Source organism: Shewanella sp. NFH-SH190041, assembly GCF_024363255.1.
Classification (GTDB): Bacteria; Pseudomonadota; Gammaproteobacteria; order Enterobacterales; family Shewanellaceae; genus Shewanella.
On sequence record NZ_AP026070.1, the window covers coordinates 3,845,233 to 3,863,339 of the forward strand.

Genomic DNA, 18,107 nt, shown 5'->3' on the forward strand with positions numbered 1-18,107 from the left:
AGCAGAATCTTAACAGATTACCAGCACAATAAAACAGAGTAATCAGGAAAAAATCACCAGCAAAACGACTCCGGCAGTGACCAAGGCCCCGCCGATCCGGCGCAGCATATTAGGTTGGGCTCGACTGAGCTCCTGCAAGTAGGCTTGCCATTTTTCAGGGAAAATCAATGGACCACATCCTTCAAGCAATAAAACAATCCCCAGAGCCAACATCCAGACTTCGAATGACATCGTCATACACTCCTATTCAAGGCACTACACTAAACGACATTTTCAACCGTCAAACAGACTGCTTTTCTATCGAAACCAACAAGCCTTTACAGCTACATTTTCGCAACAATTCGCATTACCCATAATGTCGAAATGCCGTCACAATCAAACTATCACTGCGTAGAGATAAACTCATGGGCAAATTAAAAATCTTGCGCCAAATTTCAGCCAATAAAAAACCCAGCATAAGCTGGGTTTTTTGAAATACTCGACAGCGTAAAATTAACGCTTAGAGAATTGTGGCTTACGACGTGCTTTGCGCAGACCCACTTTCTTACGCTCAACCTGACGAGCATCACGGGTAACGAAACCAGCAGCACGCAGAGAAGGACGCATAGCTTCATCCAGTTGCATCAGAGCACGGGTGATACCGTGACGGATTGCACCTGCTTGACCGGTGATACCACCGCCCTTAACAGTTACATAGATGTCCAGCTTTTCAGTCATTTCAACCAGCTCCAGTGGCTGACGAACAACCATGCGAGCGGTTTCACGACCAAAATACTGATCCAGTGGACGCTTGTTAACTACGATGTTACCACTACCTGCTTTAGCGAAAACGCGAGCAGTTGAGGTTTTGCGACGGCCAGTGCCGTAGTACTGAGTTGCAGCCATTTGCTTTATCCCGTATTAGATATCAAGAACTTGAGGTTGTTGTGCGGCGTGGTTATGCTCGGTGCCAGCGTAAACTTTCAGCTTACGGAACATGGCACGGCCCAGAGGACCTTTTGGCAGCATACCCTTAACTGCTTTCTCGATGATCATTTCTGGCTTGTGAGCTTGCAGCTTTTCAAAGCTGATTTGCTTGATGCCACCTGGGAAGCCTGAGTGCGAGTAGTAAGTCTTGCCCTTGGCCTTGTTGCCAGTAACAGTTACTTTCTCAGCATTAATAACGATGATGTAATCACCGGTATCTACGTGTGGAGTGTACTCAGCCTTGTGCTTGCCACGCAGACGCAGAGCGATTTCAGTGGCGATACGACCCAGGGTCTTGCCCTCAGCGTCAACAACATACCAGTCACGAGATACAGATTCTGGCTTAGCAGTAAAAGTAGTTTTCATTTAGAAAAACCCAAAGTTAAATTCTGTCTCACCTGTTATCTGCAAATGCAAATAACACGAAAATGCCGTTCCATGCCCCTTCGAGCAAAGAAGCAAGCTATACAATGTCCGTCTTATCGACGGCAGTAACGTGGGCAGGTGGCGGATTATAGCCAAGACTGAGCTAAAAATCACCTGTTTTTTTAGGGCGAGTTAACCCTCAGCCCATGTAATGCATACGCTGTCTTTACTTGGAACAAAGCCGAAGAAAAATAAGACATTGAAGCATTTTTCTTCGCCCCGGATCGGTACGGCAGGGATCCGGGAGGGCGCAGTCTAGCGATTTATGGCAAATGTTCAAGTGCCAAATAGTCATGGGATTGCATCTCGGTAAGCCGAGAGCGGCAACGGCGGAACTCAAATGACAGTTGTCCTGTGGTGTAAATCTGCGCCAACGGCACTTGAGCAGACATAATTAGCTTCACATGCCGCTCATAAAATTCGTCCACCAATGCCAGAAAACGCCGGGCAATATCATCGCCGGTTGATTGCGCCCCCATCTGCTCCACCCCGCTGAGTAAAACCGTATGGTACTGCCGCGCCAATGCCATGTAATCCCGCTGGCTGCGAGGCCCATCACACAGCGCACGAAACGTTACCAGCAACACGCCATTTGCCTGCCTGCGTACCGGTAAGCGCCGGCCATCAATAGTGAGCGCTGATGCGCTTACGCCCTGTATCGCCTCGGTAGATTCGGCTTGTTCAGTCGCATCAGGGAAAGACTGGGTGTCCGGCACCAGACAAGTGAAATAATGCAACAGATTCGCGTCAGCCTGCTTATCGAGGGGATAGTGATAAATTTCAGCCTGTTGCAATGTTCGCAGCCGATAATCCACCCCAGAGTCGACATTTAATACCCGACAATGTTGCTTAATCAACGCTATCGCGGGCAGAAATCTGGCCCGCTGCAACCCATTACGATACAGCTCATCTGGCACAATATTGGAGGTAGCCACCAGCACTACGCCATGCTCAAACAACGCCTCGAATAACGTGCCCAGCAACATGGCATCGGTAATATCCGCGACAAAAAACTCATCAAAACAGATAATCTGATATTGTTCGGCCATCTGTTTTGCTATTACCTCTAATGGATCTTGCTGACCTTTGAGCCGGTCCAACTCACGATGCACACGAAGCATAAAATGATGGAAGTGCTCGCGTAATTTCCCCGCCAACGGCAACGCCTCATAAAATGCATCCATTAAGTAAGTCTTGCCCCGGCCAACCCCGCCCCAGAGATACAACCCCTGCATAGGTGGAAGTTTCACAAGCCCTAGCTGTTGCTTCAATTTGAACCAATGTCCCCCTGAGGCGGATTGTGCAGTCAGTAGATCATCATAAACCTGCTGCAACGCCAAAACGGCCTGCTCTTGCGCGGGATCATAGCTAAAGTCATCCCGCTGTAAATCTGTTTGATACTGCTGCCAGGGAGTTAATCGATCCACTTGAATTCCTGTAATATTGTCCATATATGAGTCAATAAAATACTATCATGCCAATACCGCTGAAAAACAGCGAACAGGATAGCAACAGGAGTATGTATGGATTGGACACTGACACTGGCCGCTTTTATTATCGGTCTCGTACTGGGTTATGTGCTGCACAGTCTGATTTCCCGCAATAGTGGCGAAAAAGTCAACGCGAAAGTGATCGAGCAGGCACAGATGGAAATGAGCCAGTACAGGCAGGAGGTGACAGATCAGTACGCCGGCCATCTGCAGCAACTGAGCCAATTAACCGAGCAGCTAAACCGGGTAAACCAGAGTTGGAATGATACTGCTAATACGCTACAACTCGACGGTAAACTGCCGCCACTGGCACAATTACAACGCAGCAATGCCACCCCCAATAACGCGGATAACAGCGGAGACAAAATCGAAAAATAACCTCAATCTACTGATTGACACACAAAGTTACGATTTTCAGCGGTTAACAGGGAAACTCCCACCGCAGCCGCCAGTCAAAAGAGCCAAAGGATCCGTTCAGTACCGGCAAACGCAACTGCCGGTCACACTGACAGCTTCAACTGCATATTGACCCCTATTGAAGGAGCCATATATCGATGAAAATGAAAATCTCTGTACTCTCAGCCGCCATTCTCAGCGCGGGGCTGACCTTAATGCCGATGACCGCCAGTGCCGCCCTACCGATGGCGGCTAACAGCCAGCAACTACCAAGCTTAGCGCCCATGCTTGAGCGCACGACCCCCGCTGTCGTCTCAGTCGCAGTTTCTGGCACCCATGTTTCCAAACAGCGGGTGCCGGATATGTTCCGCTACTTCTTCGGCCCGAATGCGCCGCGGGAACAAGTGCGTGAACGACCATTTAGAGGGCTGGGCTCAGGCGTGATTATTGATGCTGATAAAGGCTATATCGTTACCAATAATCATGTAATTGATAATGCAGATGAAATCCTAATTGGGCTACATGACGGCCGTGAATTCACCGCCAAACTGGTGGGACGGGATGCTGACTCAGATATCGCACTGCTGCAAATCAAAGCCGATAATTTAACGGAAATAAAACCTGCTGACTCAGATCAATTACGGGTTGGTGATTTTGCCGTCGCCATCGGTAACCCCTTCGGCTTGGGACAAACAGTCACCTCAGGGATTGTCTCCGCACTGGGTCGCAGTGGACTGGGTATTGAGATGCTAGAAAACTTTATTCAGACCGATGCGGCCATTAACTCGGGTAATTCTGGCGGCGCTTTGGTAAACCTCAATGGGGAACTTATCGGTATCAACACTGCGATCGTGGCTCCCGGCGGCGGTAATGTCGGCATTGGCTTTGCCATTCCCGCCAATATGATGCACAACTTGGTTGAACAGATATTAGAGCACGGGGAAGTGCGCCGCGGCGTACTGGGGATTGCCGGGCGAGATCTGGATAGCAAACTGGCCAAAGCTTTTGGGCTGGATACCCAACATGGCACCTTTGTGGTAGAGGTCATGCCGGACAGTGCAGCAGATAAAGCCGGGATCAAAGCCGGAGATATTTTGACCAGCATCAATGGCAAAAAACTGAAAACCTTTGCCGAGTTGCGGGCTAAAATCGCCACCTTAGGCGCGGGAGCCAAAGTGAAATTAGGCCTAATCCGCGATGGTGATAAAGAAACGGTTAAAGTCACCTTGGGCGAAGCGGCCAATACCAAGACGGCAGCGGCTGGCGAAGTGCACCCTATGCTGCAAGGCGCAACTCTGGAGAACAGCCCCAAAGGAGTGGCGATCACCGCAGTCACCCAAGGCTCACCAGCAGCCATGAGTGGTTTTGAAAAAGGCGATATTATTATTGGCGTCAACCGTACCAAGGTTTCAGATCTTAAGTCTCTGAGACAATTACTGAAAGACAATGACAATGCCACCGCACTAAAAGTGCTGCGTGACAACATCGTGCTGTATCAAATCTTGCAGGGCTAAGTCCATCATCTCGCACTGAAAAGAGTCAATCGGGGGCCCATGCCCCCGATGTTTCTTCAGGGCAAACATGTTAATCTAGCCGCACTTTTTTCCATCAAGTCCATTACATGACCCTCAAAGACACGCTCATCTATCTGGGCAAGGCGACCTTTTTCGGCCTTTTTATGGCTACCGTCTTTCTGCTGGCCAGCCATATGCTCAATGGCGGTAATGCCATCAATAGTCTGTTGCAGGTGCGTGGACCGGAACATGTTGAACTATCTTTTGCCAGTGCGGTGCGCCGCGCAGCTCCTGCTGTGGTCAATATTTACAGCATCAATATCGACCGCCAACAGCCACTGAGCGCAGGCTCTCTGCAAGGGCTGGGCTCCGGGGTGTTGATGAGTAAAGAGGGTTATATCCTCACCAACTACCATGTAATTAAAAAAGCCGACGAGATTATTGTTGCGCTGCAAGATGGCCGCCAGTTTGTTTCCGAGGTTGTTGGCTCTGATCCAGAAACCGATCTGGCAGTGATCAAAATTGAAGGGGACAACCTGCCCGTCGTGCCACTCAACCTGAATATCCCCCCTCAAGTTGGCGATGTGGTGTTGGCTATCGGGAACCCCTATAACCTAGGGCAAACCATCACCCAAGGTATTATCAGTGCCACCGGCCGCAATGGTCTTTCCAGTGGCTTTCAGGATTTTTTGCAAACCGATGCCGCCATTAATGCCGGAAACTCCGGCGGCGCCTTGATTGATACCAGTGGCTCCCTTATCGGCATCAATACCGCTGCATTTCAAATCAGCGGTGAAGGTGGCAACCACGGTATCAACTTTGCCATTCCCATCAAGTTGGCTTATAGCATTATGGGCAAACTGATTAAAGATGGCCGGGTGATCCGTGGGGCATTGGGTATGACAGGGCAACCATTAGATCCTGCCCGGGCGCAAATCCTGAATATGCCGGATCGCAGCGGAGTATTGGTGATGAAAGTCGACAAAGGCAGCCCCGCTGCTCAGGCCGATTTACACCCTAACGACATCATCGTCTCCTTTAATGGCGAGAAAGTGGTTAGCGCCGAAATGCTGATGGACCGCATTGCAGAAACCAAACCCGGCACCCGTATCGACCTGACCGTATTCCGGGGCGGGAATTTAGTGACCTTGCCTGTGACCATAGGTGAAAAACGGGTGAACTATAACTGATAGCTCACCGCCGCTATCACAGTACGAAAAAACAGGGTGCCTATGGCTCCCTGTTTTATTGTTAGCGCCTAATCTTGCTGGCAATAGACCGCCAGCGACAAGGCCATCCCAACTGCACAACCTCGGTGCAGCCGCATCACAATGCAGCATATCCTGCTACCAAAGCGATAACCACGCCCATAAAACAGCACACTTAAGTGGTAGATCGCCACAGAGCAGCATTATCAGTCTAGCGTCTGACGCCCTCCTAATAACTTCATACACAACACGCAGTTACTCAAACAGCAACCGACAACCGCCCCCTCTTTTGGGGCTTATCACCCACAGCCCACCCGCGCTGGCATATAACTGGCAAAACAACCAATACTGCCTGGATTGTCCGGGACGGCTTCTGTCTTCGGCAGGGATAAGAATCAGGAAAGATCATTATCAGGGGGATATATGAACCATCTTACACGTCACACCATTTTGGCCAGCCTGAGCGCGGCGATGCTATCAGTCAGCCAACCCAGCCAAGCCGATGTCTCTGGCAATCTTGGCATTACATCCAATTATCTCTGGCGCGGAGTCAGCCAAACCCAAGATAAGGCCGCAGTTCAAGGCGGGCTTGATTACAGCCACCAAAGCGGCTTTTATGTCGGCAGTTGGGCTTCTAATGTCGACTTTAATGATGGCACCAGTTATGAACTGGATCTGTATGCCGGTTTCAGCACTGACTTAGGGCAGGGTATCAGTATTGATGCCGGCTACCTCTATTACGGCTATCCCGATGCCGATGGCAGTATCAGTTTTGGGGAGCTTTACGGCGTGATCACCTGGCGCTGGCTAACACTGGGTTATGCCGGATTTATTCATGCTGGAGACGATGTTGCTGCAACAGGACTGGATGATAAAGACTACCGCTACCTGACCGCAGATATTGATATACCTTTATCGGATACCCTGTCATTGGCACTGCATTACGGCCATAACAGTGGCGATGTAATTCAATCTTGGTTCGGGGAGCAAAATTACAGTGACTATCATCTGGCACTGACCGCTGCCACCAAGATGGGCGATGTCAGCTTTATGCTGGCAGACACCAACCTTAGTGGCGATGACACCAAAGTGGTGTTGGGATACAGCTTCAGCTTTGATCTTTAAGCTCGGCCTTTACCACGGTGAATTTGATGCTTAGTTCACACGCCCCCGACACGCCTTATAAGACAAGTCGGGGGAAGTGCCAAGTTAAGCAATCACATGGCGTTTGCCTTTGCGGGCGGCCACGGCTTTTTCCACATGTTCAACAATGCGATCCGCCACATCAATATCTGTGGTTTTCTCTATGCCTTCCAGTCCTGGCGTTGAGTTAACCTCCAGTACCAAAGGTCCGCGGGAAGAACGCAGAATATCCACCCCTGCAATCCCTAACCCCATCGCTTTTACCGCCGCCACTGCTGTGCGGCGCTCTTCTGGGGTGATCTTGATTTTCTGAGCCGTGCCCCCCAGGTGCAGATTAGAACGAAAGTCCCCTTCTGGCCCCTGACGACACATGGCGGCAATCACCTTATCACCCACCACAAAACAACGAATATCACTGCCATTCGCTTCTTTAATGTATTCCTGCACCATGATGTTGGCCTTTAAGCCGAAAAAGGCCTCAATAACACTTTCCGCTGCAGTTTTGGTCTCCGCCAGTACCACACCAATCCCCTGGGTGCCTTCCAGTAACTTAATCACCAGCGGGGCACCGCCCACCATATTAATCAGATCAGGAATATCATTGGGTTTACTGGCAAATCCGGTGATCGGCATCCCGACCCCCTGACGGGACAGTAATTGTAATGCCCGTAATTTGTCCCGGGAGCGGGAAATCGCAATGGACTCGTTGGCAGCATAAACCCCCATCATTTCAAACTGGCGCACCAAAGCGCAGCCATAGAAGGTGATTTTGGCGTGAATGCGGGGAATGATGGCATCAATATGGCCGATATCAGCCCCTTCAAAGTGAATGGATGGCTTTACCGAGTTGATGTTCATATAGCAGTTAAGGGCGTTAATCACGACCGCCTCATGCCCCCGACGCTCACAAGCCTCCACCAAACGGCGAGTAGAATAGAGTTCAGGGTACTGCGACAGGATACCAATTTTCATGGCAATAATGCTCAATAAGAAATGATCAAACCACGGCAGTGCATCCGGCACGCCGTGCCCCGTCCACCCCGGTTCCTCCTCGCCATACCGGCCAGACTGGCGCGGACACACCGAGTAGAAAATCGAGGTAAACAATTGTCGTTTATGATGATTTTCTCAACAGCTTGGGTGAAATAGCTCATCCTGAAAATCTCACACAACCTAACTACCTTGGCGCAATCGAGTACGTATCTCAAGGGGAAAAAGCAGGTCACTAGTGCATTATTGTGAACAATCTCAAGGATTGTAAAAGAAAGCCCGGCCGGAAAAATTTTTTGCTTTTCTCCATTCGGGTTTTTCGTTAGAAATTTGCCATGTACAGGGGCGGCGGGGTACAACAGTATTGCCCTGCGCCGGAGATAATATTGGTTTCAGGAGCCATCCACATGACTCGGATTGTTGAAGCACTTCCAGATGAGCATGAAATTGATGAACTGACTAACCCTAAGGGCAGTCAGGCAGCCACTAACCTGCAGCAAAAACGCGCCGTCAAGCGCCGACTTGATGACTACTTTGAGCAGATGCAGCTGCGAAAAGCACTGGGGTTAGACGACTAAGCTCGCCCCGCCCCACCCTCAGCCAAGGCCGGATTATCCGGCCTGAATTGTTCCTCAATCTGTTGATATACAGCGCAATAAAACCAGTATGCTCGGCCTAAAAAGCGTGCTATAACCAAGCCGGTTACCACTTTCGTTGCAGGATGCACCATGTCACAGGTTGAACAGGCTTACCTTGAGCAGCTCCGGGAGTTATCCAATGAGCTGTTTCGCTTACAGTCCCGGCTGCAAATTCTCGATGCCATCAAATGGCCCAGGGAAGAAGAGGAGCGTTTTCTGGCCAATAAGGGCAATGTGATGCCCGCTATCGATCAGGATTACTACCACCAACGCCCGCTGGGGTTTGATGCTGATGACACCAAAGCCAAACTTGCCGCGCTGAAAAAAACCATTCGTAAACGCCTAGGTGTGCGAGATCCGCTGGGCAAAATTTTATGCCGCAATGTTGAGCAGTTTTATCTGGTCGTTGACTTACTGCAATCCCGCGGTACGGTGGAATTTGGCCAAGTCAGTCAACGACTGTATGGCTCTGCCAGCCATAAACTCCATGGCGATCGCCATACGCTGAAACAGCTGGGTGACCGGCTTAGCTATCTGTTCTCCCTGCCCGCTGCCAGACGTATTAACCGCCAGCACCCTAAAACCGTAACAGCAGCCGACGCCGTGGATGAATTGCGCCACAGGCTAAACCGGTATTTTCATAATGATGAAATTCTGGTGCGGCTCAGCGATGGTATTGTTTCCGATGCCGCAGTGGGGGGCGACACAATTAAGCTCAATAGTGATGCCATGTTTAGCGAGGCAGACCTAAATGTTTATGAAGTCCATGAAGGCTGGGTACATTTAGGTACCACCCTTAATGGCCGCGCCCAGCCTTGGGCAACCTGGCTAAGAGGCGGCTCACCTCGGGTGACAGCCACCCAAGAAGGGCTGGCGGTATTATTGGAGATGCTGACATTAAGCTCCACACCGGGACGGGCTCGGCGCATCAGCGACCGTGTGACAGCTGTACATATGGCCGAAAATGGGGCTGATTTTATTGAGGTGTACCGTCACTTCCGAGAGCAAAACCTCAGCGAAAAAGACAGCTATCGCGTGACCCAACGGGTCTTTCGCGGCGGTATGGTCACAGGTGGAGCCTGCTTTACCAAAGATATCGCCTATGTACGCGGCTATGTGGAAAACATCAATTTTATCCGCGCCGCCATCACCGCCGGGATGCCAGAATTAATCCCCATGCTGTTTGTCGGTAAGCTGGCTATTGAAGACATTCCTGTGCTGTATCAGGCGCACCGGCAAGGCATCGTACAGGCTCCCCAATATCTGCCACCCATGTTTGATGATTACAGCGGCCTGTATGCCTGGTTCGGATTTGCCACCGGTCTGGCGGGTATCGATTTGAAAGGGGTACAGCGTCACTTCCAGCATCTGTTTCGCGATCTGCCCACAGTCGATCCTATTGCCGAATTTGTCGACGATACCGAGTTCGACGAAAACTTCAGTTAATCCCTGCTCAGGCGGCTGCCCGGCAGCCGCCGTAAAATCCAGTCTAGCTCACAGTCTCCTTGCGCACAAACTGTACAATATTTGTGCGTATCTTCAGGTATTCAGGATGAATCATGTACGCACTGTTATGGATGATACCGCTACTCATCTTGCCCAGCTGCACCCCTGCCACGGCGCCAGAAGCCTTGGGAACATTGGAGCGGGAACGAGTACTGCTGCGAGCCACCGCGACGGAAGTGATCACCCAGCTGCCGGTGGCCGAGGGCAATCAAGTAAGCCGTGGCCAGTTACTGGTGCAGTTTGATCAGCGTAAACAGCGCAGCCGAGTGGATTTGGCCAAAGCCGAGGTGGCTGGGGCAAAAGCTTATCTGGCGCGCTTGCACCATGGGGAGCGCCCGGAAGATATTGCCACGGCAAAGGCCAATGTCAGTCAAGCACTGGCTGAGCAGTACCAAGCCGAACGTCACTACCACCGCACCGAACAACTGACCGCCGCCAAACTGATCAGTGCAGCAGAGCAAGACAGTGCCCGCACGCAATATGACAGTGCCACAGCGGCGTTAGCAGCTGCGCAACAACAACTGGATAAACTTCACCATGGTAGCCGAGCAGAAGATATCCGCCGCGCGGCCGCCACCTTAACAGCAGCCAACGCCAAGCTGGCACTGGAGCAGCAACTCCTTGATGAACTCAGTGTCACTGCCAGTCGCAGTGGCCGCTTAGATAGTCTGCCCTATCATGTCGGCGACCACGTGCCGGTGCAGGCTGTGGTGGCAGCTATTGAAACGGGCCAACGCCCCTTCGCCCGGGTCTATATTCCTGCACTTTATATGACCCGCCTTCAACTAGGCATGCAATTACCCGTCAAGATAGATGGGCTGGTATCGCCCCTGACTGGCACCCTGCGTTGGCTCAGCCACGAACCGGCATTCACCCCCTATTTTGCGCTAAATAAGCAGGACAGATCCCGTTTGGTCTATCTGGCGGAGCTGGATTTAGATGCTGCTGCCGATGCGCTGCCCAGCGGGCTTGTGGTGCAAGCCGAGTTGCCATCCCTTTCAACCAAAGAGGCACACAAGCATGAGTGATAGTGCCATTGAGGCTGTGGGACTGAGCCGAGCCTTTGGTCAATTGATGGCGGTTGATGGGTTGAATTTGTCAGTACCTAAAGGGCAAATTTATGGCTTTCTTGGCCCTAATGGCTGCGGCAAATCCACCGCTATCCGCATGCTGACCGGATTATTGACGCCCAGCGCGGGAACCGCCCGCGTGCTAGGACTGGCAATACCACAACAGGCAGAGGCACTGCGGCGGCGCATCGGTTATATGACGCAAAAATTTGCTCTGTATGGCGATCTGACTGTACGGGAAAACCTGATGTTTATGGCGCAGATTTTTTCCCTTTCCACAACCCAGGCGAGTAATCGGATTGCAGCACTGAGTCAAACCTACCAGCTACAACCTTTGGCCGGGCAACTGGCCGGGACACTCAGCGGTGGGCAAAAACAACGCTTGGCACTGGCTTGTGCCTGTCTCAATCAGCCTGAGGTGCTGTTTCTTGATGAGCCCACCTCGGCGGTGGATCCTCAAAGCCGTCGCGACTTTTGGGAGCAACTGTTTGATCTGTCAGCCGCCGGCACCACCATCTTGGTGACCACCCACTATATGGATGAAGCGGAGCGCTGCCACGGGCTGGCCATTATGAATAAAGGTGCCATTTGCGCCAGCGGGAGTCCGCAGCAACTCATGTCCCAGCTTGTTATGCATATCATCGAGCTGACGGGATCGGATCTGCGCCAGCTAAAACAGCATTTAACGCCCCTCCCGCAGATCCGCTCAGTGGCGCAACTGGGCAATCGACTGCGACTCATGATAGAGGGCGAAATCACGGCGCCGGAGCTCTGGCTAAAAGCTTACCTGCCTGACGGGAATATCCGTTTACAGTCGGTCAGGCCAAATCTGGAAGATGTATTTGTGGCTTGTACCGGCCAACACGCTCGACAGTCTCAACCACCATCCGGTAAGAGCAACCGCGAACGCCGTTAAAGCCACAATGTAACAGCAACGAAGGCAGGAGAATCATAATAGTGCGAGGAGGAAATGAGGTTTGCCAATCTTACCGCCGTATCCGTGCCATTGTGATAAAAGAGCTACGGCAACTGCGCCGCGACCGACTGACCTTCGGCATGGTCGTGATGATCCCACTCATTCAGTTATTGCTATTTGGCTATGCCATCAATACTGACGTGCGTAATATTCCAATCGCCGTGGTCGATCAGAGCCAGTCCGCTATCGGCCGGCACATTATTGAGGCCATCCGTAATACTCAGGTGGTTGAAATCCGCCAACGCAACCATAATGTGCACCAGGCCGAAGATGCTATCACCCGGGGTGATATCCGCGCCGCTTTAATACTGCCGCCTGATTTATCCCGCCGCCTGGCCTTGGGGAAACCTGCCGGTCAATGGCTTATAGATGGCTCAGATACCTTGATTGCCGCGGCCATTATTCGCTTGGCTGAACTGCCGTTAAATTCTCCCTTAGCGCCACACGGCCAACCACCAGCATTAGGGCTAAGTCCCCAAGCGATGTCGGCAAACTTTACCATGACGCTGTATTACAATCCGGAGCAGCGCGCAGCCGTTAATACGGTGCCCGGCCTTATTGCTGTGATCCTGACCATGACGATGATCTTGTTCACCTCAGCCGCTATCGTCCGAGAGCGGGAAAGAGGCAATCTTGAGCTGTTGTTCACCACGCCCATCCGGCCATTGGAACTGATGCTGGGTAAAATTCTGCCCTATATTTTGGTCGGTCTGATCCAGACCGGGATTATTCTAGGACTAGGACACGGCATTTTTGATGTGCCGAACCATGGTCAACCGGCCCAACTGCTGATAGCAACACTCCTTTTTATTGCCGCCAGTTTGACCTTGGGGCTACTGATTTCAACCCTTGCGCGAACTCAGTTACAAGCGATGCAGATGACCATTTTCGTGCTGCTGCCGACCATACTCTTATCCGGATTTATGTTTCCTTTTGAAGCCATGCCCCCGCCAGCACAATGGTTGGCCGAGCTACTGCCCGGCACCCACTTTATGCGCCTTGTCAGGGGGATAGTACTGCGGGGGGCGAGTTTAGGTGATCTGGCCGGTGATGCCCTATGGCTACTGGGCTTTACCCTAGCAGGCGTCGTATTAGCCGCGGCCAGATTTCGTAAACGCCTGGATTAACCCGCAGATGAACCGCCTTTACCTGCCGTGCGACGAAAATATTCCCGGGTCAGCCCAAATACCACAGGGCTCAGCAGCACCAGTGCGATCAGATTAGGAATCGCCATCATGGCATTAAGGGTATCGGCTAGCAGCCAGATAAAATCCAGTGACGCCACCGCCCCTAAAGGCACCGCCAACGTCCAGATCACCCGAAAAGGCTTAACGGCATTCAGGCCAAACAGGTACTGCACGCACTTCTCACTGTAAAAACTCCAGCCCAGAATGGTGGTAAAGGCAAAAATGGCCAAAGCGACGGCCACAATATAATTCCCTATCGGCAGCGCATGGGAGAAAGCAAACGCTGTCAGTGCCGCGCCATTTTCCCCTGACGTCCAGGCACCCGAGACCACAATCGCCAGCCCGGTAATGGAGCAGACAATAATGGTATCGATAAAGGTACCGAGCATGGCGACCAATCCCTGCGCCACCGGATCTTTCGTCTTTGCCGCCGCATGGGCAATGGGCGCACTACCCAGCCCCGCCTCATTGGAGAAAACCCCGCGGGCAACCCCGAAACGAATGGCTGCCCATACAGCTGCGCCAGCAAAGCTGCCCTGCGCCGCCACGGGGTTAAAGGCACTTTCCACCACCAGCGCCAATGCCGCAGGCACGGCTTCGGCATAGACCAGCAATACCGCTAACCCAGCCACAATATAGAAAATCGTCATCAGGGGAACCAATCGGCCAGCGACCTGAGCAATCCGTTGAATGCCGCCCATCAGCACCGCGCCTACCAGCAGCATTAATATCAATCCCGTTGCCCATGTCGGCAAGGAGAAATTGCTCTGCAGCGCATCCGCTACCGAGTTAGCCTGCACCGTATTGCCGATACCGAATCCGGCACAGGCACCAAACAGCGCAAAGGCGCCACCAAGCCAAGCCCATTTCGCAGACAAGCCATTTTTGATGTAATACATGGGGCCACCAACATGGTTGCCCTTATCATCCACTTCTCTGAAACGCACTGCCAGCACAGCTTCAGCATACTTAGTCGCCATTCCGACCAGTGCGGTGCACCACATCCAAAACAGGGCACCCGGGCCGCCCATAAAAATGGCAGTTGCCACCCCGGCGATATTTCCCGTCCCTATGGTGGCCGACAATGAGGTCATCAGAGCATTAAAAGGGCTGATTTGCCCATGATGGTCATCATTGGCTTCTCGACCACGCCACAGTAATTTAAACCCCGCGCCCAGTTTCAGCACCGGCATCAACTTAAGGCCGATAGATAAGAACAGGCCAACGCCCAGAATTGCCACCAGCATGGGTACGCCCCACACGATCCCATTAATAGTGCTGAGCCACAGTGTCACTGTCTCCATAACTACCTCGTTATCTTGTTATTCTCATTCGGGTGCTTATCGAGCTTGAGGAAACCAGACTACAACATATTTACAACATTTTAAAAACCTATCTGGAGGAGATACAGCAAAATCCCTGCCACGACTCTGGCCTGAAATGACCCGCCGTTAACATGGATAATAAAAAGTTACTGCGATAGCGTATTTATTTGCATAGTGTGATCTAGATATCTGGATTTAAGCGAACACGTGTACACATAATGCTATTACCCTATGTCGTTACAGGAATAACAATAATGCTCAATACCTGTCCCCAGTGCGGTAAAATTCTGCCGCTTACCTCAGTACTGTGTGATGAATGCCTGTGCGCCCAGGGGCTGGAAGCACTGGCAGGCGTCGACCCTGCGTTCCGGGTAAAAAATCAGCGTCTCGCTACCTGGTTTGGGATCTTACTTGGCGGGTTCGGCCTGCATCGTTTCTATCTGGGACAATACCCATCCGGCTTTCTGTACCTGTTGTTCAGCTGGACATTAGTGCCCACACTGCTGGGTTGGCGTGACGCTTTTCTGACGGGGCGAATGACGCCATCCGCGTTTGAATTTAAATATTGCCGCCGATCACTATTGGGATAAGCAAACCGCGATCAAACGCATATTTTCATTAATTTTGTTACATTCTGCTGAACATTTGTTCCACAGGAGCGTTAGAATAACGCTCCGTTAAATCCCCCCAACCCCCCTTATCCATTTTGTAACCAAATGAAAACTTCTGCTTTGCAGTGGCTGCGCTATTGGCTGCCCGACAGTGCCGATATTCCCGACGGCCTGCGTATCGGTCTGCCCATGGTGGCTGGCCTATTGCTGTTTACTTTTCTGGGTGATACCACCAGTGGCGTTAACGCCCTGATTGCCGCCTGGCTGGTCGGTGTTCAGGGCCGTAATCTGGCCTATCCTAAACGGGCAGATTTACTGTCCAAATCCGCATTACTGTGCTGTTTCAGCAGTGCTCTTGCCCTGCTCAGTCTCTGGCACCACTTTTTGGGCATTGTCATTCTGGGTCTACTCAGCCTAATCTATGGCCTGACGTCCAATCAGCGCAAATATATTCAGTTACTGGCCTATAACGCCGGTTTCTGCGTGATCTGCTCTCTGCATCTGCTGGAGACAGGTTCCGATTGGAAAATGGTGCTGCTATCTACCCTGTTTGGCTCGGCCGCAGCCGTTGTCAGTGCGGTGATTGCCGGCCCCTGGCTAGCCATCCGTCAAGGTGAGCAACTGCAAGGTGTGTGTCGACAGAAGCTGACTGCTTGGTGCCAGCAATTGGCCGAATCTGCGCTAGACAATGTTGGCCTGCGTCTGGCATTGCGTGAACAGCTGGATGACTCCATTGCGGTGCTGTCACACTGGTTGCTGGAAATGCCGAATAAGCCCCAGGTAGAAGAGATTGCCCGTCGCCTGCAGGCTAAGCTGACCATTATCGACAAGCTGGAAACCATCAGCCGTATCCAGCAGCAAAACAATCATGATGGCATGAATTTCCAGCCCTATTTCAGTGCAGTAGCCAGTCAACTGACCAAAGGCTGTGAACCACTGGAGCTGACTGTCCCCACCGGTACCAGCTGCCAAAATCTGCTTCAGGAGGCTGATGCTTGTTTAAAGCAGGCCATGGCCGGCGAAATTGAGCTGCGAGCCGACTGGCGTGACCAACTCAGTCAGGTATGGCCATCGGATGCCAAAAGTGTTCGCACCCAATGGCGCAAAGCGATCCGCTCTCACTCACGGGAATGGCACCACGGCCTGCGGATTGTCTTCACCCTGTTATGCTGCCAGGCAGTGGTCATGCTGTTGCACCTACCTCAAGGGTATTGGGTTACCCTGACCGCCTATATTGTGTTGATGGTGGCACCACTGGGTCAGCTGCAGGCGCGGATCTGGAGCCGGATGTACGGCACCGTATTTGGCAGTATTCTGGCGCTGAGTCTGATCTGGTTTATGGGTCAGGGCCAGTGGCTGTATTACGCCACCTGTATTACCGTGTTTCTGGCATTTACCACCTTCTATAAGGCCAGATATGAAATCCACGTGTTTTGGCTGACCATGATGATGATCTTTGCCATCACCTTGCTGCTGCCCAGTGATCCCTATATCGCCTTTTACCGGGCCGTCGATACCTTTACCGGTGCGTTGATCGCCTTTTTAGCGATGCATTTGTTTATTCCCAGTTGGACCCGTCGCTGGCTAGACAGCTATGTGGATACCTGGTGGCAACTGGAAAAGGCGTATCTAGATGATATCAATCAAGGCGTCAGTCAAAGCCCGCTGCGGTGGCAAGCCCACGAAGCGCTGCGACAACTGAACCAGGAAATCAGCTTTATGCGGCTGGAGCCGAATACTACCCAGCGTGAGCTGCGTGATTGGCAGTCTCTGCTCTGGCATGGCCTGACCCTGCACGCCAGTTTGATCATTATGGAGCACCAGCAGCACACCCCGGCTGACTGGACCATGGGCATGATGGATAACTGGCAGCAGCTGTATCAGGAACGCATGAGTGCCCAGTGGTCATTGCTAGAGAACCACCACACCGTAGGGCCTGAACAGTGGACACCGCAGCAATGGCTTAGTGAAGATATCAACCGACTCTATGGTTGGCTTAACTGGCAACGGCCATTCGATCTACAGCCATAAGCCTCGCTAACAGCAATATAAAAGACCTGCTTCTGGCAGGTCTTTTTGTCTGTAGCCGCAGCGCAATCCTACGGGCAATATTGCTGAACTGTTTTGTATTTGGAACAATGCTAATGCGCGAAAAATCCCGGCCAATACCCCGGATTTTCTCCTTAACTGACTCAAGTTGCCTCTCGGTGTTACCGGGGTGCAATCGCAGGCCTGAGCGAACGCTCAAACTTGCATCATTCCGGCAAAGATAAGTACAAAAGTTTGAACTACGCCAAACATTTTAAATATTTCCCGGCCTATATTGCCGCCAGATTCCCGCACTGGGCTACGGATAAATGGACACAGCTAAAACTTTACGATTCGCTTGGGTGATACTCTTCTCACTTTTCATCATTTGGGGCTATTTGCCAACAGATGCCGGTATCTCAAATTTTCAGGAAGTCGCCCGGCATTATGCCCGTCTAAAAACTGATATTGAGTTCACTATTCTGGCCGGTTTTATTGTGCCAGGTTTTCTGATCAGCTTTGCCTGGTACTCCCGCGAATTGTTTGCTGACAAGTGCTGCCATATGCTGGGTAAAGCCTAACCGGCCACCCGCACGGTCTTTTGCGGTTTTCCTCAAATAAAAAATGGAGCGT

Annotated in this window: 18 protein-coding genes; 12 read left to right on the top strand and 6 right to left on the bottom strand. The window is 51.7% G+C overall.

The window, feature by feature from the left end; translation table 11 throughout:
- Window positions 1-42: 42 nt before the first annotated feature.
- The 4 genes from NFHSH190041_RS17200 to zapE form a co-directional block, all read right to left on the bottom strand.
- Window positions 43-231 carry a DUF2065 domain-containing protein gene (locus tag NFHSH190041_RS17200; protein WP_261922935.1) on the bottom strand — a complete coding sequence of 63 codons (189 nt, stop codon included), beginning with the start codon at window positions 229-231 and terminating at the stop codon, window positions 43-45.
- A 261-nt stretch (window positions 232-492) separates the two neighbouring features.
- A complete protein-coding gene (rpsI, locus tag NFHSH190041_RS17205; RefSeq protein ID WP_261922936.1) occupies window positions 493-885 on the bottom strand; it encodes a 30S ribosomal protein S9 in 393 nt (130 codons plus the stop codon).
- A gap of 15 nt (window positions 886-900) precedes the next feature.
- Complete coding sequence (gene rplM / locus NFHSH190041_RS17210) at window positions 901-1,332, bottom strand: 50S ribosomal protein L13 (protein ID WP_261922937.1); 432 nt, start codon at window positions 1,330-1,332, stop codon at window positions 901-903.
- A gap of 323 nt (window positions 1,333-1,655) precedes the next feature.
- On the bottom strand, window positions 1,656-2,819 hold the full coding sequence (zapE, locus tag NFHSH190041_RS17215; protein ID WP_261922938.1) for a cell division protein ZapE: 1,164 nt from the start codon (window positions 2,817-2,819) through the stop codon (window positions 1,656-1,658).
- 96 nt (window positions 2,820-2,915) lie between these two features.
- On the opposite strand from zapE, the gene NFHSH190041_RS17220 reads away from it, so the two are divergent.
- From NFHSH190041_RS17220 to NFHSH190041_RS17235, 4 genes are all read left to right on the top strand, one after another.
- Window positions 2,916-3,260, top strand: a complete 345-nt coding sequence (locus tag NFHSH190041_RS17220) for a YhcB family protein (protein ID WP_261922939.1) — start codon at window positions 2,916-2,918, stop codon at window positions 3,258-3,260.
- Window positions 3,261-3,436: 176 nt separating this feature from the next.
- Entirely contained in the window at window positions 3,437-4,792 is a 1,356-nt protein-coding gene (locus NFHSH190041_RS17225) for a Do family serine endopeptidase (RefSeq protein WP_261922940.1), read from the top strand.
- Window positions 4,793-4,899: 107 nt separating this feature from the next.
- Window positions 4,900-5,982: an outer membrane-stress sensor serine endopeptidase DegS gene (gene degS / locus NFHSH190041_RS17230; protein WP_261922941.1), complete on the top strand. Its 1,083-nt coding sequence runs from the start codon at window positions 4,900-4,902 to the stop codon at window positions 5,980-5,982.
- Between the two features lie 441 nt (window positions 5,983-6,423).
- The gene (locus tag NFHSH190041_RS17235; RefSeq protein ID WP_261922942.1) at window positions 6,424-7,125 is read left to right on the top strand and encodes a TorF family putative porin; all 702 of its coding nucleotides are present in this window, start codon (window positions 6,424-6,426) and stop codon (window positions 7,123-7,125) included.
- An 84-nt stretch (window positions 7,126-7,209) separates the two neighbouring features.
- Here NFHSH190041_RS17235 and rimK read toward each other — a convergent pair whose 3' ends face one another.
- Window positions 7,210-8,115 carry a 30S ribosomal protein S6--L-glutamate ligase gene (gene rimK, locus NFHSH190041_RS17240; RefSeq protein ID WP_261925170.1) on the bottom strand — a complete coding sequence of 302 codons (906 nt, stop codon included), beginning with the start codon at window positions 8,113-8,115 and terminating at the stop codon, window positions 7,210-7,212.
- A gap of 425 nt (window positions 8,116-8,540) precedes the next feature.
- On the opposite strand from rimK, the gene NFHSH190041_RS17245 reads away from it, so the two are divergent.
- From NFHSH190041_RS17245 to NFHSH190041_RS17265, 5 genes are all read left to right on the top strand, one after another.
- Entirely contained in the window at window positions 8,541-8,711 is a 171-nt protein-coding gene (locus tag NFHSH190041_RS17245) for a PA3496 family putative envelope integrity protein (protein ID WP_261922943.1), read from the top strand.
- A gap of 150 nt (window positions 8,712-8,861) precedes the next feature.
- Complete coding sequence (locus NFHSH190041_RS17250) at window positions 8,862-10,217, top strand: flavohemoglobin expression-modulating QEGLA motif protein (RefSeq protein WP_261922944.1); 1,356 nt, start codon at window positions 8,862-8,864, stop codon at window positions 10,215-10,217.
- A 113-nt stretch (window positions 10,218-10,330) separates the two neighbouring features.
- Window positions 10,331-11,305, top strand: coding sequence for an HlyD family secretion protein (locus tag NFHSH190041_RS17255; RefSeq protein ID WP_261922945.1), 975 nt, complete (start codon window positions 10,331-10,333; stop codon window positions 11,303-11,305).
- Window positions 11,298-12,263, top strand: a complete 966-nt coding sequence (locus NFHSH190041_RS17260; RefSeq protein WP_261922946.1) for an ABC transporter ATP-binding protein — start codon at window positions 11,298-11,300, stop codon at window positions 12,261-12,263. Before NFHSH190041_RS17255 ends, NFHSH190041_RS17260 begins: the two co-directional genes overlap by 8 nt.
- Window positions 12,264-12,304: 41 nt before the next feature.
- Entirely contained in the window at window positions 12,305-13,450 is a 1,146-nt protein-coding gene (locus tag NFHSH190041_RS17265; RefSeq protein WP_261922947.1) for an ABC transporter permease, read from the top strand.
- Here the strand turns inward: NFHSH190041_RS17265 and NFHSH190041_RS17270 are convergent.
- Window positions 13,447-14,814: an alanine/glycine:cation symporter family protein gene (locus NFHSH190041_RS17270; protein ID WP_261922948.1), complete on the bottom strand. Its 1,368-nt coding sequence runs from the start codon at window positions 14,812-14,814 to the stop codon at window positions 13,447-13,449. The two genes, NFHSH190041_RS17265 and NFHSH190041_RS17270, sit on opposite strands and share 4 nt — an antisense overlap.
- A gap of 275 nt (window positions 14,815-15,089) precedes the next feature.
- On the opposite strand from NFHSH190041_RS17270, the gene NFHSH190041_RS17275 reads away from it, so the two are divergent.
- The 3 genes from NFHSH190041_RS17275 (at window position 15,090) to NFHSH190041_RS17285 (ending at window position 18,055) form a co-directional block, all read left to right on the top strand.
- A complete protein-coding gene (locus NFHSH190041_RS17275; protein WP_261922949.1) occupies window positions 15,090-15,425 on the top strand; it encodes a TM2 domain-containing protein in 336 nt (111 codons plus the stop codon).
- A gap of 126 nt (window positions 15,426-15,551) precedes the next feature.
- Complete coding sequence (locus NFHSH190041_RS17280; RefSeq protein WP_261922950.1) at window positions 15,552-17,477, top strand: FUSC family protein; 1,926 nt, start codon at window positions 15,552-15,554, stop codon at window positions 17,475-17,477.
- 326 nt (window positions 17,478-17,803) lie between these two features.
- Window positions 17,804-18,055: a hypothetical protein gene (locus NFHSH190041_RS17285; protein ID WP_261922951.1), complete on the top strand. Its 252-nt coding sequence runs from the start codon at window positions 17,804-17,806 to the stop codon at window positions 18,053-18,055.
- The last annotated feature ends 52 nt before the right edge of the window (window positions 18,056-18,107 follow it).